This window comes from Tenacibaculum agarivorans (genome assembly GCF_001936575.1).
Taxonomy (GTDB): Bacteria; Bacteroidota; Bacteroidia; order Flavobacteriales; family Flavobacteriaceae; genus Polaribacter; species Polaribacter agarivorans.
Genome location: NZ_MSMP01000007.1, coordinates 18,404 through 36,857, shown reverse-complemented (window position 1 = coordinate 36,857; position 18,454 = coordinate 18,404). Strand labels below are relative to the sequence as shown.

The following is an 18,454-nucleotide window of genomic DNA, read 5'->3' as shown; positions in this document are numbered from 1 at the left end:
CGTTTATTCGTCGATATAAAGCTGCATTTGATCAAATAATTTGTTACTAAAAAGTTAATGTTGATGAAAGTTATCTAGAACTTTTTTAAATTTGTAAATAAGAATGAAAACGCTTTTTACTAAAATATCATCTTGTTTATTAGCACTTTTAGTGCTGTTTTCTACACTATCTTTTACAATAGAAAAGCATTATTGTGGTGATCATTTAGTAGATGTGTCTTACTTTGGTAATACCAAAAAATGTACGGATGAAATAGAAGACGATGGCTGTGATACACCAGAAGTTGAACAAAAAAAGAACTGCTGCAAGGATGAGGTTCAGCATGTAGAAGGTCAAGAAAATCTTAAAAATTCTGTAGAAAAATTTGATCTTAAAAAGCAGCAATTTACAATTGCTTTTATCACTTCATATTATAATTTGTTTGTAGATTATGTTGTACAAACAAATTTCTATGAGCATTATTCTCCACCAAACTTAATACAAGATTTACAAGTGCTTCTCGAAGTTTATATCATATGATTTACCTTTTTTAGTTATCAAAATCGATTAAAAAAAGTAAAACTATATAATATAAATACTAATGAAATTTAAGGTATTATGCTGTGCATTTATTTTGATAAGTGTTCAGTTAATAGCACAGCAAACGCTAAAAGGTATGGTTATGGATGCCAATCTACCTAAAGACAATCAAGGAGTGTTTGGTGCAAATGTATATTGGTTAAATACCAAAATAGGAACTACAACAAATAACAAAGGATGGTTTGAAATCCCATATAAACCATCATATAAAAAACTAGTGGTAAGTTTTGTAGGTTATAAAACAGACACTATTGAAATTAAAGGCTTAGAAAACCTTCATCATTTTATTACGGAAGAAAGCGTTTTAGAAGAGGTAGCAGTATCAGCAACAAAACAGGCTACATCAAGATCATTTTTACAAACGCAAAATGTGTTTACGGTAAATAGTGAAGAACTATTGAAGGCAGCTTGCTGTAATTTGGCCGAAAGTTTTGAAACTAATCCGTCTATTGATGTTAATTTTTCCGATGCATTAACAGGAACACGTCAAATTCAAATGTTAGGATTGAATAGTCCATATTTAATGATTTCTCAAGAAAACATTCCTATGGTCAGAGGAGCGTCTCAAGTGTACGGACTAACATTTACACCAGGAACTTGGGTGGAAAGTATTCAAATTACTAAAGGAGCGGGAAGTGTAGTTAATGGATTTGAAAGTATTTCTGGTCAAATAAATGCTGAATTAGTAAAACCACATACCGATAATAAGTTTTTTATTAATGGTTATGGAAATTTAAATGGGAGATTAGAACTAAATACCCATTTTAATCAAAAACTAAGTGAAAAATGGCAAACTGGTCTTTATGTTCATGGAAATTTAAGAACAGAAAAGTTTGATAATAACAATGATAATTTTCTAGATACACCATTAGCTGAGCAAATTAATATAATGAATCGTTGGCAGTATGCGAATAATGAAACAGGTTGGGTAAGTTTTTTGAATTTTAGATTCCTAGATGATAAAAAACAAACAGGAGAACTTGATTTTAACCCTGATGTTAATAGAGGTTCTAATACTATCTGGGGAAGCGAAATAAAAACACAACGATTTGATTTTTCAGGAAAGCTAGGATATGTTTTTCCTGAGTTACCTTTCCAAAGTATGGGATTACAATTAGCATATAGTAGTCATGATCAAGATTCGTATTTTGGATTAAGAGATTATAATATTAAACATGAAAGTGTCTATGCTAATTATATATTTAACTCTATTATTGGAGATACGCGTCATAAGTTTAAAACAGGGATTAGCTTTACGTATGATGACTACGAAGAACTAGTAGAAACTACAAATTTTTCTAGAGATGAAAACGCTTTAGGAGTTTTCTTTGAGTATGCCTATGACAATAGTGAAGATTTTAGCTTAACTGCAGGGCTACGTTTAGATAGACATAATTTATTAGGTACTTTTGTTACTCCAAGGTTACATGTAAGATACGCGCCTTGGAGAAAAGGCGTGTTTAGAGCTTCTGTAGGAAAGGGAACCAGAAGTGCTAATGTTTTTGCTGAGAATCAACAATTATTTGCTTCTTCTAGGCAAATTAATAGAATCAATACTGGAGGAAATATTTACGGTCTAAATCCTGAAGAAGCATGGAACTATGGAGTTTCTTTCTTACAAGGGTTTAAATTATTTAATAGAAAAGGAGATGTTACTTTTGATTTTTATCAAACAAATTTTGAAAATCAAGTAGTAGTAGATTGGGAAAACCCACGGCAAATTTCTTTTTATAATCTAGACGGTAGTAGTATTGCAAATAGTTTTCAAGTAGAAATGAATTATTCGCCTTTTAATAAGTTCAATGTACGAACAGCTTATAAGTTCTTTGATGTTTCCACAGATTATATTTCTGGAAATTTGTCAAAACCAATTCAACCACAACATCGTTTTTTTATGAATGCTTCATATGAAACAATTAAAAGTGATAGAGGGGGGCTTTGGAAGTTTGATACTACATATAATTTTATAGGGAAACAAAGATTGCCCAATACTTCAACCAATCCGATTGGTCTACAATTACCAGAATATACAGAAGGCTATAGTTTATTAAATGCACAGATTACAAAAGTGTTTTCTGACAGATTTGAAGTATATGTTGGAGGAGAAAATATAACTAACGTAAGACAAGAAAATCCTATTTTAGGAAGTGAAGATCCATTTGGATCAAATTTTGATAGTACCATAGTATATGCACCAATATTTGGGAGTGCATATTATGCAGGGTTTCGATATAAATTAAACTAAAAAATATAATTAAGATGAAAAAAATACTAACAATTATTTGTCTAGTTGCTATAGCATTAACTAGCCAAGCACAAAAAAAGAAAAAAAATGCAAAGTTAACCTTAGAAGTAGATGGTGTTTGTATGATGTGTAAAAAAAGAATAGAAAAAGCCGCTTTACATACCAAGGGAGTGAAATTTGCTAATTGGGATGTAAAATCACATCAATTAATGGTAATTATTGACGAAAGAAAAACAGATAAGAAAACAATTTGTGAAAGTGTGGCAGGAGTTGGTCATGATACAAAAGAATTAAAAGCTACGGAAGCAGCTTATAATAAATTAGATCCATGTTGTAAATATAGAGATGAAGAGGTAGTGAAAAATCATCATTAGAAAGTATATTATATTTTAGGATCATTTTGAAAGTAATAAGCTTAAACAGATGGTAATCTATAATGTTATATATAACAAAACTCAGGAATTATTCCTGAGTTTTTTTTCTAATAGTTTTCTAAAAACTAAAATATGTAAAAATATAATGGTGGCTGGAGCAAAAGCAGGAATCCAACTAAATGGAAAAGCTCCAAATTCTAATACACCGTTCTCTCCATTTTGAATAGCTTGTCGGGTTACGTAAATGGCTATAACTAATACAGAAACGATATCAGCTAAGCCAATAATATTCCATATCCATACTACTGTTTTAGCCCATTTCATTTTTCTTTTAATGATATAAATAACAGGGAAAACTAGAGCAGCTGAAAGAATATCACCAATACCACCAACATTAGCAAAAAGTTTTGGTAAAGCTCCATAGTAATGTACAAAGAAGAAGAAAACTCCAACAAATCTAAATACATGTATAAATATAAGTTGCTCAAGTCTAATATTATTTAATACTATTGTAAACCAATCTTTCCTAGAAATATAAAATATATAGAAAAGAAATAGTGGAATAACGGTTATAATAATAATTCTTGGAGGAAGTGTGTTTACCGTAAATGCACCGGTTAATGATATGAGTCCAATACTAATGAGGTAAATCCAATAAAAGAATTGAATATTTTTTTTGATTTTGTTTCCATTTGATAAACCTGCCTGATCGTAAGCTTTCTTTGCTGCATTAGCAATTAAAAAAGGAGGAATAAAGAAAAAAGTAATAAGAAATAAAGCTGATAACCAAATAGGTACTGGAGTAATTGAGAAATCCATGATAATTTGTTTTTTTACAAAGTAAACTCAGTTTTTAAGAAGAAGAGTTGCTCTATGACAACTTCTACTATGGTAAGTTAATTAGAAAGCAAGCAATTTCATTTTACTAAAAAATGAGTGCCAATCATAATTTGTTTATAGTACAAGTACAACATTAATAACCTCTATGAAACAGCAATATTTTTTATTAATTTCTAATTGATGTTTTTATGACGCTATTTTTGTAACTTATTACGCTATGAACAAAAGGTATATAATTGGTATATGCATTACTATTTTAGTGTTAGGTATCAATCAAGTTTTTATACAATATTGGCTAAAGCAAAAAAAGACAGATGCAAATACAATTAACGTAGCAGGAAAACAACGTATGCTTAGTCAAAGGATTGCTAATGAGTTTTATGTAATAGCTAGAGAAGCAAAATCTAGTGTGTTTTTAGAAAGCTTATTTAATCAATGGACAAGCGCACATGATCTTTTGATATTTCGAACAGGTAACAACAGTGTTGTTTCTAAAGAAGGTAAGAATGTTAGCGATCAACTTAAAAAACTTGATCCGTATATCGAGTTTATTCGAAACCAAAAAGAATTAGTTGGAATTTCAAAAGCAGATCTTAAAGCAATTACTCAAAATCAGAATCAATTTCTTTCTGAAATGGACGCTATTGTTGAAATTTTAGAAAATAGTTCAGACAAGAAACTAAGTTTTATAGTACAAATAGAATATCTGCTTTTTTTTCTAGCATTATTAATTCTTATTCTTGAAGTTTATTTTATCTATCGTCCAATAGAGAAGAAAATGAAGGCTGCGAGTTTAGTATTAGAAGATAAGAATGAGAAGTTAAACCACGCATTTGAAAAAATTAAAACAAAAAATAAAGAACTAAACGAGATAACATACATTGCTTCTCATGATCTTCAAGAACCTCTGAGAACTGTATCGAGTATGGTTGATATATTTAGCACTAAGTATAAAGATAGTTTTGATGAGCAAGGAAGGATGATGTTAGGTTTTATAGAATCTGCTACAAGCAGAATGAGAAATCTGGTAAAAGACTTGTTAGAGTATTCAGTATTAGGACAAAATAAAAAATTGTCGGAAGTGGATTGTAATGAAATTTTAAATGATGTAAAACAAGATCTTAGTAGTATGATTTCTAAAAATAATACTATTATTAAATGGGATGTTTTACCAGTGGTTACCGCTTATAAGTCTGAGTTAAGATTACTTTTTCAAAACTTAATTTCTAATGCTATAAAGTTTCAATATCCAGAGAATCAACCTCAAATCGAAATAGAGTCAGAAAACTTAGAAGAATATTGGAAGTTTAAAGTTAGTGATAATGGTATAGGGATTAAGGAGAAATATATAGAGAAAATTTTTTCAATCTTTAAAAGAATACATAGTAAGGAAGAATATGAAGGTACTGGAATTGGGCTATCACATTGCAAAAAAATAGTAGAAATGCATGATGGTAAATTATGGGTAAACTCTACCGAAGGTAAAGGCAGTGATTTTTATTTTACTATTAAAAAAGAAATAGTTAAATTCAATTTGTAAAGAACAGCAACAAAAAATGAGCGCAAAAATTAATACCGTTTTGCTTGTTGATGACGATAAGGCTACGAATTTTATACATGAGTTAATTATTAAAGATAATAATTACTGTAATAAAATAGTAACCAAATATGATGGAGAAGAAGCAATAGAGTTCCTCGAATCTGCAGGAGATAATGATATACCAGATATTGTTTTCTTAGATATTAATATGCCTAAAGTAGATGGGTGGGAATTTTTGAAAAAGTATAAAGAACTACCAGAACATAAAAGAGCACAGATTGTAGTTGTAATGTTAACAACTTCTTTAAATGCGAATGATAAAGAGAGGGCTATTTCTAACGAATTAATATCTGAGTTTAGAAACAAACCACTCACTAAAGAAATGTTAGCGGATTTGGAAGAAAAATATTTCAAAAACGATTAACAAAATGATAAATAGTTAATAAAAGAAATTAAACAAGACAGTTGAATAGGTCTTGAGTTACTCCTCAAAAAGTTTTCATAATTTGTCTTTTAACCCTTTTTTCAATTAAAATTTAGCTAAATATATATTTAAAAAAGGAAAAGTCTCCCGTAGTTAAAGAGAGACTTTCTGATCAACATACACTGTGATCGGGGGGAAAGAAAGTTGCTTAAAATTACAACTAATTAGGTTGTAATAAAAAAGGTAAAACCCTGTATTTTAAGTAAAAAGATTTATTTATGAAGAGTGTTAAATTTTTATTTCTAACATCTTTTAAGTAGGTGTATGGTTATAAGAGAGAAAAGAAAATAAAAGTTCTAAGAATAAATCAAACAGTAGTTTTGACTATATTTTTACGTATTCTACTCAATGAAAACTTGGTAATCCCTAAATAAGAAGCGATAATTTTTAAAGGAACTTTTTGAATAATTTCTGGATGTTTTTTAAGTAAGTTTTCATAACGTTCTTGTGCAGTATATTTATGAAATGAAATCATATGCTTATGCATTTTAACATAATTTAATGTTAATAGCATTCGACCCCATTCTCTAAATTCGGGTATATTGTGAAAACAATATTGCACCTTTTCATGATTAATACTCCAAACATTACAATCAGTTAAAGCTTCATAATTTTCTTCACTAGGTTTTTGCTTGAAAAAAGATAAATAATCATTTAAAAAGTCAGGAGCAGAATAAAAACGGGTAGTAACTTCTTCTCCATTAAGATCAATAATATAACAACGAATAATCCCTTTTTCTAAAAAATAAGATTTTTTACTAGTTTTCCCTTCTTTTATTAGTAGATCATCTTTTTTTACAGTTTCTTTCTCAAAAAAAGTACTAATATAATCAGCTTTATCGTCTGACATTGGATTTAATTTTTTAAGAAAATTATGAAGAGACATATATGAATAATAAAAAATCACTACTAATTTAAAAGATAAAATAATGATAGTCAAAAAAAGCAACCTTATTTAGGTTGCTTTTAATTACTTACTCTCAAAACGATTAGTGTTCAAATATTTTCTTGAGTAGTTCCAAACCTCTAGCATTCATTTTTTCCATGTCTTTTTTTGCACCAAATAATCCCATAAAAAAAGCATCTACAAATCCAGATTTTAAATTAAAATCTTGTGTAACAAGTACAGAGTTATCTTGTTTTGTAAAATGATATTCAAATGTTGGGTTAGCTTTAAAAGGTTTTTCAATATCGCATACCATTTTTATGTAGCTATTTGGAGTTATTTTTTTGATTTCTTGATAACCTAAATCTTTACCTCCATTACCTTCCCAATGGTATTTAGCTCCTATATTTCCATCATTTCCAGTGATTTTAATTTTTTGACTAGGATCTGCTTCATAAAAAGGAGACCATTTAGGGAAATTCTTTAAATATACTACTTGATTAAAAACAGGTTCTAAATCTGATTGTATGGTTACTTTTTTCTGGATATGTATATGTTGTAATTTACTTGCGTTATAAAAGCCGATACTTAAAAATAGTGCTATAAGTACCAATAGAGTTGTTATAATCATTTTCTTCATTTTTTTAAATTTATTTAGTTTTCCATTGGGATAATGCTACGAACTTCTACAGACCCTCCAATTTTTAAAATAGGACTTTCTTTAGCCATTGCAGTAGCTTCTTCAATTGAGTTGGCTTTAACAATCATATTTCCGCCTATAGTTTTGTGATCGGTGATTAAAATTTCATCTTTAGTGCTTAAATCAGAAAATATCTGTTTCCCTTCAAAACCTAATTGATGTGTGCTCACTAGTTTTTCTTTTATGGCAATATTTCCTATAAAAGAACCCCATTGTTCGCTAATTTCTTTCTGTTCTTGTGCTGTTGGTTGGTATTCAAAGTTTGGTTCAAATCTAAATACCATCATAAATAACTGATCTGATTTCATGTTTTTTAGTTTAAAATTAATAACACTTCAAAACTAAAAATGAAGGCTCAGAAAAAACTTGGCATATGACAAGAAAACAACTTTAAGCGTATTTAGGGTTTAAGATTTTTTTGAAAGTAGAGATATGAAGAAATAAAATAGTAGCAGGAGCAAAGGCTGGAATAAAACAAAATGGAAATTCAGCTAAGAACTCAACACCTAAACTACCTGTATCGATACTCTTTTTTGTTAATAGTATAGCCAATGTAGAAGTTACTAGGATATCAAGCATTCCGAAAGTATTCCAAATTAAAGCAAGATTTTTAGCATAGCTCTTTTGATTTATTACTGCTTTAGCAACAAATAATGAAGATATAGCAGTAGTTATATCACCAATCCCGGCAATTAAAGCAATAGACTTTGGAAGTAAGCTATAACCATATAGAATGATAAAGGTACTGCCGATAAGTCTAAAAATATGGATTTGTATTAATTTAGATAAAGCTATTTTTTTTAATGCCTTTTTATAAAAAGTAGTATTACTAATTATGATCAGATAAAATAATAATAGAGGGAAAGTTGTGAGTTGTATAATTTTAGGAGGTAGAGAAATTGTGTCGAATAACCCATAATAACTAGCTATTGTTACTAATGCTAAGTATATAGTGTAAAATAGTATAGTTCTATTTCTTGTATTACTTTGAGAAGTATCTTTAAATAAATTAGCAATTAGTAGTATGGGAAAACAAAAAGCAATAAGAAAAAGTATACTTATAAATAAAGGTATTTGATTGGAGAACATATAAGTTAGTATTTAAAGAGTTATTTCTTTTCGGATTCTACTTAAAGACGTATCAGTTATACCTAAATAGGTGGCTATATGTTTAAGAGGAACATTCTGAATTAGTTTTGGTTTGGATTTGATGAGTTGTAAATAACGATCTTTAGCTTGATCTACAATTACGGAGACCGAATGATTTTTAAGTTCAAAATAATTGTTAACCAATCGAGTTCTTCCCACTTCTCTGAAAGCTTCAATATGAAATAAGTTCATAAAATCATTAAAATGTATTTTCCAGCATTTACCTTTTGTTAAAGCTTGTGTAGATTCTCTGCAAGGTTTTTTCAGAAAATAAGAATGCCAATCGATAACAATATCACTTTCAGAAAAAAACTTTGTAGTAATATCATTTCCTTCTAAATTAATACTATACGAGCGTAAAAAACCACTTTCTAAGAAATAATAGTAATTAGCGATCTTGCCTTTTGCAATTAAAGTATCATTTTTTTTAAAGGTGACACTTTCGAATTGATCAAGTATTAACTTAAGTTCTTCTGTAGAGAAGTTTTCGGGTTTAAAAATAGTATGTAAAAAATGGTGTTCCATAGCAAAAGAGGATTACTTTTTAAATAATCGTTTCCAAAAACTCTTCTTAGTTTTTTGTTGCACAGGTTCATGGTTTTTAACTTCATATTCTGCATTAGATGCTATAGTCCCAGATTCTAAACCTTTTTCTTTTTCAATTTCTGCAAATTGTTCCATCGCAGTTTCTTGATATAGTAAGGCTCCTTGTGGATCACAATTGAAAAGATTAGAATAACAGGCAGAACTATTTAAATCTATTGGATTAGGTTCAACTACTTCGGTAGCTTCTAAGAGTCCAAGTCCTTTGTCTTGAGCATAGTATAATGCTTTTAGAAAAATAGCAATACGTTTGTGTGAAAATAAAGTATGAATAACTTCTTGTAATTCTATATTATTTTCATAATCATCAAGTAGTTGTGTTATGTTTTCTTTAGGAATGAATTTCCCAGAACAGTAATTTTCTGTAATCCGATTGTGTATTTCATCTGTAAGTAAACCTTTAGGAAGAATTTCTTCCCAATTTTTAGTATACCTAGATAGCTCATCTCCTTCCAAAAAAGAAATAGCACTACCTCTTACATAAAAATATTTTTCAAAAAAACCTTGAACAACGGCTATGTAGTATCCATGAGTTTTATCGAAAACATCTTCAGGTGTAGTAACTAATGCAATATCTATTAGCTCTTCATATTTTTTAGCATAAAAATCTTTAATTTGATGTTTATTAGATAATTCAGTAATTAACGATTTGTCATTAAGAACATTAAAATATCGTTCAATTATTTGTTCTTTAGAAATCGGATGATAGCTAATATCCCAACCCATAATAATTTTTTTAGACTGTTGTTTCGTTTACATTGTTTGTTCGGGATTCAATATAACTCTTTATGTTATCCATTCCAATTACTTTCATCATTTACAGGATTTGGAAGTCTGCCTTCAAGTACGTCTTTTACCCATTTAGGATCAATATAATTATAAGTAGATTCTATGGTCCAAGACAAAAAATCTTCAGGTCCTCCATTTAAATAAGGAGGAGGTGAAACAGGTTTAAATACCGTAGGCATAGGTTCCTGAATAGAAATGTAATTTAGAACAAATCCTAGTTCTTGTATAACTTGCCAAGCAAGATGATGATGAATGTCAATATTCAATTTAATCCACCAATATGCGTCTGGGGTTATATCGCTAGAAAGAACATCTACACTTGGAATTTGAGTTAAAAAATCTACTAATACAGGTAATCCCTTTTCTAAAACTTTGAGATCAATGTATTCACTTGGAGGCGTTATTGATTCTAGTTTTTTAATAATGTGTGCATTTAAACTTACATTGGCATTTTTAGCTTCTTTTTCTAACGCTTTTAGGAGTTTATTAGGTAAATTGATTTCCATTGTTTGAAGATGTTTTTAGTATTCTTTAAAAGTTAAATATTGTACCATTGATCCAGATTGTATTTCGCCTTTCCAGCCACTATCATTATCTAATCTTTTTAAATGCAATTTGTTCATAGCATGTACTTTCTTTTCTTGTAAAGAATCCCAAACAAAATCATCAGCTTTAATACTATCATTTTTCACAAAAGCTTCGGTATACTTGTCAGCTTTTTTACGCTTATCTCTCCATTTGTAGATCTTTGTTTTACCATCTGTGGCGACTTTAAGAATTAAAATATGATAGATGTCTTTCCCCATAAATGAATCACTTTCAGCTCTTAGTAATTTGTTAGATAAGTCTGGTCTTCTAATAATGTCTTCTGAAGGGAAAAATAAGTTTTTCCCAAATGCAGATAAAAATGGTTTTAATGCATCATAAGTTAAAATGAGTTTCTCGTTAGTAATCTTGATAAAAACAATTTCTAATTGTTCTTCAAGTAAACGATAAGAAATATTGACATTATGTTGTAAAGATGGGACTTTACCAATATCTACTAGTTGTTTGATTTTTTTTGAAATTTCTTCATGAAGTTTTTGTTTTCCATTGTTATTAAAAAGGTCATATAAATCAAAAAAATCTCCTGTTCTTTTATCGAAATGTTCAAGATAAATCACTGACTTTCCGTTCAACTTTTGGTCGAGTTGAATACAAATTATATTATCATTTAATTTTCGTTGTTTCCAATTGATAAATTCATAATCATTAGCAACAATTTCTCTATTGAATACTTTTTCAAAAGGATTGTTTTTGTAATCATTTGGTAGATGTAATAAGTACTTCAATTGTAAAAAAGCATTTACCTTTTCTTGAATGTCTGGTTTATTTTGATATTTTAAAAAAGGGAATTTATGAGAAGTATTATTGGGTTTAATTTCAATTAATTCTTGTGAAAATACATCACCATTTGAAAAGAGTAATAGTAAAGAAAAGATAAGAAACTTTTTATAGTACATTTAATCGTATATTTTCGTAAAAATAAAAAAGCAATCTCATTTTGAGATTGCTTTTTGTATATGTGTATAGTTTAAAAAAATATTTGACAGAGTTTTTAAACTATTTGTAATCTAAAATTACATCATTCCAGGCATTCCACCACCCATTGGAGGCATTCCACCAGCAGGAGCATCTTCTTTAATGTCTACTAAAGCACATTCAGTAGTTAAGATCATACCAGCTACAGAAGCAGCATTTTCTAAAGCAACACGAGTTACTTTTTTAGGATCAATAATACCAGCTTCTAACATGTCAACATATTGCTCAGTTTTAGCATCGTAACCAAAGTTACTTTCACCTTCCAATACTTTATTGATTACAACCGATCCTTCTCCACCAGCATTTTCTACAATAGTTCTTAATGGAGACTCGATTGCTTTATTTACAATTTGAATTCCTGTAGTTTCGTCTAAGTTATCAGAAGTTAAGCTTTCTAAAACTTTTTTAGCACGAACTAAAGCTACACCACCACCAGCAACAATACCTTCTTCTACTGCAGCACGAGTTGCATGTAAAGCATCATCTACACGATCTTTCTTTTCTTTCATCTCTACTTCAGAAGCCGCACCTACGTATAATACAGCTACACCACCAGCTAACTTAGCTAAACGCTCTTGTAATTTCTCACGGTCGTAGTCAGAAGTAGTTGTTTCAATTTGTGCTTTAATTTGATTCACACGAGCTTTAATTTGCTCTTCATCACCAGCACCATTTACTACTGTAGTGTTATCTTTATCAATAGTTACTGTTTCAGCAGTTCCTAATAAATCTAAAGTTGCATTTTCTAAAGAGAAACCTCTTTCTTCAGAAATTACTGTACCTCCAGTTAATATTGCGATGTCTTCTAACATTGCTTTTCTTCTATCTCCAAATCCAGGAGCTTTAACAGCAGCGATTTTTAATCCACCTCTTAATTTGTTTACTACTAAAGTAGCTAAAGCTTGACCGTCTACATCTTCAGCAATAATTAATAAAGGACGACCTGATTGTGCAACTGGTTCTAAGATTGGTAAAATTTCTTGTAGATTAGAAATCTTCTTATCAAACAATAAGATGTATGGATTTTCTAACTCAGCAATCATTTTATCAGCATTGGTTACAAAGTAAGGAGATAAATATCCTCTATCAAATTGCATTCCTTCAACAACATCTACGTAAGTGTCAGTACCTTTAGCTTCTTCAACAGTGATTACACCCTCTTTACCAACTTTTCCGAAAGCAGTAGAAATTAAATCACCAATAACAGCATCATTATTAGCAGAAATAGAAGCTACTTGTTGAATTTTTTCTGAAGAATCACCAACTTCTTTAGATTGCTTTGCTAAATCTTCAGTTAATGCTTTTACAGCTTTATCAATTCCTCTTTTTAAATCCATTGGATTAGCCCCTGCAGCAACGTTTTTTAATCCTTCTTTTACAATTGCTTGCGCTAAAACGGTAGCAGTAGTAGTACCGTCACCAGCTAAATCGTTAGTTTTAGAAGCCACTTCTTTTACCATTTGCGCTCCCATATTTTCTAGAGCATCTTCCAACTCTACTTCTTTTGCTACAGAAACTCCATCTTTAGTAACGTGAGGAGCACCAAAAGATTTAGAAATAATTACATTACGTCCTTTAGGGCCTAAAGTAACTTTTACAGCGTTAGCTAATGCATCTACACCACGTTTTAGTCCGTCGCGAGCATCGATATCAAATTTTATGTCTTTTGCCATTTTATTTTAGAATTTGTATGATTTAATATTTTATTATTAAATCAATAGGTAAATTGTTGATTTGTTTACTTAATTAAGATTAGATGATGGCCAAAATATCAGACTCTCTCATCATTAAATAATCTTTTCCTTCAAACTTAAGTTCAGTTCCAGAATATTTTCCATATAAAACCGTATCGCCAACTTTTACAGTTAAAGGCTCATCCTTTTTACCATTTCCAACGGCAACAACAGTTCCTTTTTGTGGTTTTTCTTTTGCATTATCAGGTATAATAATTCCTGAAGCGGTAGTAGTTTCAGCTGCAGCTGGTTCTACTAGAACTCTGTCTGCTAAAGGTTTGATGTTTAATCCCATTTTATTTTTAAATAATTTTGATTAATCTTTATTTACGTCTTTTTCAATTCGTCAGAAATTATGCCATTAGAACAAAACTGACAATTTTACTGTGCTAAAAAAAAATACGTATTCTGAGAAAAAAAGAATGCCAACGTGTCATCGTTGGCATTTAATATTATATTGAAAAGTATCTATTCAATTACTGAACAGAATCTTTTGTTGCTGGATCAGCTGGTTGTTCTGGTTGAGTAGTCTCAATACCATCTAACGATTCTTTTAAATCTGGAGCGTTGTTGCTATTTCCTCTTGGAATTGCGAAATTAGCTAATAATATTAAAGCAAACATTGCTATAGCTAATGTCCAAGTAGTACGATCTAAGAAGTTATTGGTGTTTTGCACACCTCCAATATTCATACCTCCACCACCAAACGTAGATGATAAACCTCCTCCTTTAGGATTCTGTACCATTACAATTAGAATTAAAGCAATTGCAACGATTAAGATTAAAATTAATAGTATAGTGTACGTTGTCATTATTTTATGTTTTGTAAATTTCGTATTTTTTTAATCTGGTCTGCAAAGAAACTATTTTTTTCTGGATATTTCAAACTTAATATTTCATAAGCTTTTATAGCACTATCATATTTCTTTTGTTCTAAATAAATTCTAGCTAACGTTTCAGTCATTAAAGTAGGTTCTTTATCTACCTTGTTGGGCTTATTATTAGGAACTGCATTTTTGTCTATTCTTGATATTTTCGGATTGTTAGCTATAAATTTATTGATAATATCTTCTTGCAATTCTTTTTCATTTCTTTCTTTTGGAGCAGGTGTTGTTGAAGAAGATAATTGTAGCCATTGATTAAATGAATAAGATTCATTTTTAGTAAAAGTAAACGGTTTACCAATCTCTAGCTCTTGTTCAATTTTTTGTTTAGGGGTTTTAACCTCTTCACTTACAATTTCTTCAGTGTCAATGTTAGAGTTTATTTCCTTGTCAGCAGTAGCTGTACTAAAAATTTCAGAAGTAATGAAGTTAAATAAAACAGACCTATCTAATGTGTATGCTGCAGTTATTTTTAGTTCATTGTTGTGTCTAAAACTTTTTTGATCCTTAAGTGCTTTTAAGTACAAAGCTCTAGCAGATTGAAAATAAGGATAATCATCAATTATGTTTTTTAATTCTTGAGAATTAAAAGATTTTATTTTTTGAATATCAGTAAGGATTTCTATGTAATTTTCTTTTACCATTTAGCTACAGAAGCGTTAAAAATATCTTGATGGATTCTCGGTAATATAATTTCTAAAGCAGAATCCAAAACTCCACCTGCTAGTTGTTCAGAAGCTCCATAATCATGATAGAATGAAAATTGTCTTTCAAAATCATCTTCCTCTTTCAGAGTATTAGTAAAACGAACATTAACAGTTATTGTTAATCTGTTTTGTGCTGCAGTTTGTGTACCTTGGCTAGCTGTAGCACTCATAGGAGTAATTCTATAATCTGTAATTTCTCCTTCAAATTGTAAATCACCTCCAGATCTTACTAAAGTTAAGTTAGTTTGACGTGTAAATAAATCCTGTAATTCTTGAGTGAATCGTTGGCTTAACGTAGGTTCTATTAAAGGAGCTTGATTTGGGAAAAAGTTGATTTGTATAGTTTTAGCATCACCAGTATTTCCACCGGAAAAGGAATAAACTCCACAACCAGCAAGAAAAACAAAGCTAAAAACAGCTAGAAATATTGAAATTTTATGTTTCATTTTTAGATTCAAGTTATAATTTGCAATAATTACAAATCGTATTGTTTGATTTTACGGTATAATGTTCGCTCGGAAATCCCAAGCTCTTTTGCCGCCAATTTTCGTTTACCTCTATTTCTTTCTAATGATTTCTTGATCATTTCAACTTCTTTTTCTTGTAAAGATAAGTTTTCGTGTTCTTCAATAGTCTCAATAAAATCATAATTGTTCTGAGAAGAAACTTCTGGTAATTCTACTACTTCCACGCTGTGAGAAGGAGGAGGATCATTGTAAATACGTTGAATTAATCCTCTGTTTTCTTCTTTTACCTCTTGCACATTTCCACTCTGCATTAAATCTAATGTTAATTTCTTGAGATCATTAATGTCATTCCTCATATCGAATAAGATTTTGTACATAATATCTCGTTCTGTAGAAAAATCATTAGAAGATGAAGAAGAATCAACAAGCATTGGTAAATTACTTGAGTTATTAGGTAAATATTGCGTTAAAATTTCTGGAGAAATAATTCTGTTTTCTTCCATGATTGAAACTTGCTCAGCAATATTTTTTAGCTGTCTAATATTTCCAGGGAAATTATAATTTAAAAGAATTTTACTGGCATTTTCATCTAAGCGAATTACTGGTATTCTATTCTTCTGTGCAAAATCAGAAGCAAATTTTCTAAATAGTAAATGAATGTCATTTCCTCGTTCTCTTAAAGGAGGAAGAGCAATTTCTATAGTGCTTAAACGATAATATAAATCTTCTCTAAATTTCCCTTTTCTAATAGCGTCTTGCATGTTTACATTCGTAGCAGCTACAATACGAACATTAGTTTTTTGAACCTGAGAAGAACCAACCTTGATAAATTCACCATTCTCGAGGACACGTAATAAACGAACTTGAGTAGTTAAAGGTAATTCACCAACTTCATCTAAAAATATAGTCCCTCCATCAGCAACTTCAAAATATCCTTTTCGCGTTTGTGTAGCTCCAGTAAAAGCTCCTTTTTCATGTCCAAACAATTCACTGTCTATGGTTCCTTCTGGAATTGCTCCACAGTTTACTGCTATATATTTAGCATGTTTTCTATGAGATAGTTGATGAATAATTTTAGGAATACTTTCTTTTCCAACTCCACTTTCACCAATAACTAAAGCTGAAATATCGGTAGGAGCAACCCTTACAGCTTTTTCTATAGCTCTGTTTAGGTGAATGTCATTACCAATAATTCCAAATCGTTGTTTTACTGCTTGTAAGTTTTCCATGCTTTTTAGTCTAAAGTTTAAAGAGAAAAGTTCATATTAATAAATAACTTTTTGACTTTGGTGTTTCTCCTTAGGACTTTTTATTAATTGTTTTCTGAATATCCAACAGCAACACCTTTCAATGTTGTTGAAGTACAATCTTCTATTTTTACATTCACAAAATCACCTAATTTATAATGTTCTTTAGGGAATACAACTACAGTGTTTTGAGTATTACGTCCTTTCCATTCATTTTCACTTTTCTTAGACGTTCCTTCAATGAGCACCTCTTGAACTTTACCAACATGTTCTTTGGCTCTGTATAAACTGTGTTCTTGTTGAAGATTTATGATTTCTTGTAATCTTCTTTTCTTAACTTCTAATGGAATATCGTCTTCCATTTTTTTAGCAGCTAAAGTTCCAGGTCTTTCTGAATACGCAAACATAAATCCGAAACTATATTTTACCTTCTCCATTAAGTCAAGTGTATCTTGATGATCTTCTTCAGTTTCACCACAGAAACCGGCAATCATATCTTGACTTAAGTTCATTTCAGGAATAATCTTGTATATGTTTTCTACTAATTCTAAATATTCTTCCCTAGTATGCAAACGGTTCATAGCTTTAAGCATAGTATTACTCCCACTTTGGATTGGTAAATGGATGTATTTACAAATATTTTTATGCTTAGCCATTACATGAATTACATCTAAGGTCATGTCTTGTGGATTAGAAGTCGAAAAACGGAAACGCATTTTTGGAAACTCAGTAGCACACATATCTAAAAGTTGTGCAAAATTTACAGCAGTTGCCTTAGCCATTTCAGAAGCTTTGTTGAAATCTTTCTTTAGTCCGCCACCATACCATAAATAAGAATCAACATTTTGTCCTAGTAATGTAATCTCTTTAAAATTCTGATCATGCATTGATCGAATTTCTTCAATAATACTTTGCGGATCTCTACTGCGTTCTCTACCACGTGTAAAAGGTACTACACAAAAAGTACACATATTATCACAACCTCTGGTAATCGACACAAAAGCAGAAACTCCATTAGAATTTAAGCGAACAGGAGAAACATCAGCATAAGTTTCTTCTTTAGAAAGGATAACATTAACAGCATCTCTACCTGCTTCAACTTCTTCAACAAGATTTGGTAAATCTCTATAAGCATCAGGCCCTACTACTAAATCTACTATTTTCTCTTCTTCTAAAAACTTCGCTTTTAATCGTTCAGCCATACAACCTAGAACTCCTACTTTCATTTTAGGGTTTCGCTTTTTAGCGTGATTGTATTTTTGAAGTCTATTTCTAACAGTTTGTTCCGCTTTTTCTCTGATAGAGCAAGTGTTTACTAGAACTAAATCGGCTTCTTCAATATTGCCTGTGGTATTAAAACCTTGTTCAGCAAGAATTGCAGCGACAATTTCACTGTCATTCATATTCATTTGGCAACCGTAACTTTCAATGAAAAGTTTTTTTGCATTACCTTCTTTTTGCTCAGTTAATAGAGGTTTTCCCTGTTTTTTTTCGTCTATAACTTTTTCAATCTGATCCATATTCGTATCTCTTCTAAGTAGGCGGCAAATATACAACCAATTTTATGATTGTATGACAAATTGTCATCAAAAATAATCATGTAATCTAATTTAAATTAGCGTTAATTCTTGCAAAACAATTTTAA

21 protein-coding genes are annotated in these 18,454 nt (G+C 30.1%); 5 read left to right on the top strand and 16 right to left on the bottom strand.

Annotated features, from left to right (window positions below; all coding sequences use genetic code 11):
* The first annotated feature begins 103 nt into the window (after window positions 1-103).
* The 3 genes from BVC87_RS06720 (at window position 104) to BVC87_RS06710 (ending at window position 3,199) form a co-directional block, all read left to right on the top strand.
* Window positions 104-520, top strand: a complete 417-nt coding sequence (locus BVC87_RS06720) for an HYC_CC_PP family protein (protein WP_075341597.1) — start codon at window positions 104-106, stop codon at window positions 518-520.
* Between the two features lie 61 nt (window positions 521-581).
* A complete protein-coding gene (locus BVC87_RS06715) occupies window positions 582-2,825 on the top strand; it encodes a TonB-dependent receptor (RefSeq protein ID WP_075341596.1) in 2,244 nt (747 codons plus the stop codon).
* 14 nt (window positions 2,826-2,839) lie between these two features.
* Complete coding sequence (locus BVC87_RS06710; RefSeq protein WP_075341595.1) at window positions 2,840-3,199, top strand: heavy-metal-associated domain-containing protein; 360 nt, start codon at window positions 2,840-2,842, stop codon at window positions 3,197-3,199.
* Window positions 3,200-3,280: 81 nt separating this feature from the next.
* Here the strand turns inward: BVC87_RS06710 and BVC87_RS06705 are convergent, their stop codons facing one another.
* Window positions 3,281-4,018 carry a hypothetical protein gene (locus tag BVC87_RS06705; RefSeq protein WP_075341594.1) on the bottom strand — a complete coding sequence of 246 codons (738 nt, stop codon included), beginning with the start codon at window positions 4,016-4,018 and terminating at the stop codon, window positions 3,281-3,283.
* Window positions 4,019-4,256: 238 nt separating this feature from the next.
* Between BVC87_RS06705 and BVC87_RS06700 the strand changes: the two genes are divergently transcribed.
* Window positions 4,257-5,579 carry an ATP-binding protein gene (locus BVC87_RS06700; RefSeq protein ID WP_075341593.1) on the top strand — a complete coding sequence of 441 codons (1,323 nt, stop codon included), beginning with the start codon at window positions 4,257-4,259 and terminating at the stop codon, window positions 5,577-5,579.
* Window positions 5,580-5,595: 16 nt separating this feature from the next.
* On the top strand, window positions 5,596-6,003 hold the full coding sequence (locus BVC87_RS06695; protein ID WP_075341592.1) for a response regulator: 408 nt from the start codon (window positions 5,596-5,598) through the stop codon (window positions 6,001-6,003).
* Between the two features lie 367 nt (window positions 6,004-6,370).
* On the opposite strand, the gene BVC87_RS06690 is transcribed toward BVC87_RS06695, so the two are convergent.
* From BVC87_RS06690 to miaB, 15 genes are all read right to left on the bottom strand, one after another.
* Window positions 6,371-6,913 (bottom strand): Crp/Fnr family transcriptional regulator, encoded by a 543-nt coding sequence (locus BVC87_RS06690; RefSeq protein WP_200799172.1) that lies wholly within the window; start codon window positions 6,911-6,913, stop codon window positions 6,371-6,373.
* A 139-nt stretch (window positions 6,914-7,052) separates the two neighbouring features.
* The gene (locus tag BVC87_RS06685; protein ID WP_075341735.1) at window positions 7,053-7,580 is read right to left on the bottom strand and encodes an SRPBCC family protein; all 528 of its coding nucleotides are present in this window, start codon (window positions 7,578-7,580) and stop codon (window positions 7,053-7,055) included.
* 23 nt (window positions 7,581-7,603) lie between these two features.
* On the bottom strand, window positions 7,604-7,957 hold the full coding sequence (locus BVC87_RS06680) for a YciI family protein (RefSeq protein WP_075341590.1): 354 nt from the start codon (window positions 7,955-7,957) through the stop codon (window positions 7,604-7,606).
* Between the two features lie 82 nt (window positions 7,958-8,039).
* Entirely contained in the window at window positions 8,040-8,738 is a 699-nt protein-coding gene (locus tag BVC87_RS06675; protein ID WP_075341589.1) for a hypothetical protein, read from the bottom strand.
* 12 nt (window positions 8,739-8,750) lie between these two features.
* A complete protein-coding gene (locus BVC87_RS06670; protein WP_075341588.1) occupies window positions 8,751-9,323 on the bottom strand; it encodes a Crp/Fnr family transcriptional regulator in 573 nt (190 codons plus the stop codon).
* Between the two features lie 12 nt (window positions 9,324-9,335).
* Window positions 9,336-10,127 (bottom strand): hypothetical protein, encoded by a 792-nt coding sequence (locus BVC87_RS06665; RefSeq protein ID WP_075341587.1) that lies wholly within the window; start codon window positions 10,125-10,127, stop codon window positions 9,336-9,338.
* A 65-nt stretch (window positions 10,128-10,192) separates the two neighbouring features.
* Window positions 10,193-10,696 (bottom strand): hypothetical protein, encoded by a 504-nt coding sequence (locus BVC87_RS06660; RefSeq protein ID WP_075341586.1) that lies wholly within the window; start codon window positions 10,694-10,696, stop codon window positions 10,193-10,195.
* A gap of 15 nt (window positions 10,697-10,711) precedes the next feature.
* Window positions 10,712-11,692 (bottom strand): hypothetical protein, encoded by a 981-nt coding sequence (locus BVC87_RS06655; RefSeq protein ID WP_075341585.1) that lies wholly within the window; start codon window positions 11,690-11,692, stop codon window positions 10,712-10,714.
* A gap of 117 nt (window positions 11,693-11,809) precedes the next feature.
* Window positions 11,810-13,444, bottom strand: coding sequence for a chaperonin GroEL (gene groL / locus BVC87_RS06650; RefSeq protein ID WP_075341584.1), 1,635 nt, complete (start codon window positions 13,442-13,444; stop codon window positions 11,810-11,812).
* 79 nt (window positions 13,445-13,523) lie between these two features.
* Entirely contained in the window at window positions 13,524-13,799 is a 276-nt protein-coding gene (locus BVC87_RS06645) for a co-chaperone GroES (protein WP_075341583.1), read from the bottom strand.
* Window positions 13,800-13,980: 181 nt separating this feature from the next.
* Window positions 13,981-14,316 carry a preprotein translocase subunit SecG gene (secG, locus tag BVC87_RS06640; RefSeq protein ID WP_075341582.1) on the bottom strand — a complete coding sequence of 112 codons (336 nt, stop codon included), beginning with the start codon at window positions 14,314-14,316 and terminating at the stop codon, window positions 13,981-13,983.
* A complete protein-coding gene (locus BVC87_RS06635; RefSeq protein WP_075341581.1) occupies window positions 14,316-15,032 on the bottom strand; it encodes a hypothetical protein in 717 nt (238 codons plus the stop codon). The genes secG and BVC87_RS06635 overlap by 1 nt, the downstream gene beginning before the upstream one ends.
* On the bottom strand, window positions 15,026-15,541 hold the full coding sequence (locus tag BVC87_RS06630) for an LptE family protein (protein ID WP_075341580.1): 516 nt from the start codon (window positions 15,539-15,541) through the stop codon (window positions 15,026-15,028). The genes BVC87_RS06635 and BVC87_RS06630 overlap by 7 nt, the downstream gene beginning before the upstream one ends.
* Window positions 15,542-15,570: 29 nt before the next feature.
* Window positions 15,571-16,791 carry a sigma-54 interaction domain-containing protein gene (locus BVC87_RS06625; protein ID WP_075341579.1) on the bottom strand — a complete coding sequence of 407 codons (1,221 nt, stop codon included), beginning with the start codon at window positions 16,789-16,791 and terminating at the stop codon, window positions 15,571-15,573.
* Between the two features lie 83 nt (window positions 16,792-16,874).
* Window positions 16,875-18,329: a tRNA (N6-isopentenyl adenosine(37)-C2)-methylthiotransferase MiaB gene (gene miaB / locus BVC87_RS06620; protein ID WP_075341578.1), complete on the bottom strand. Its 1,455-nt coding sequence runs from the start codon at window positions 18,327-18,329 to the stop codon at window positions 16,875-16,877.
* Window positions 18,330-18,454: the final 125 nt, after the last annotated feature.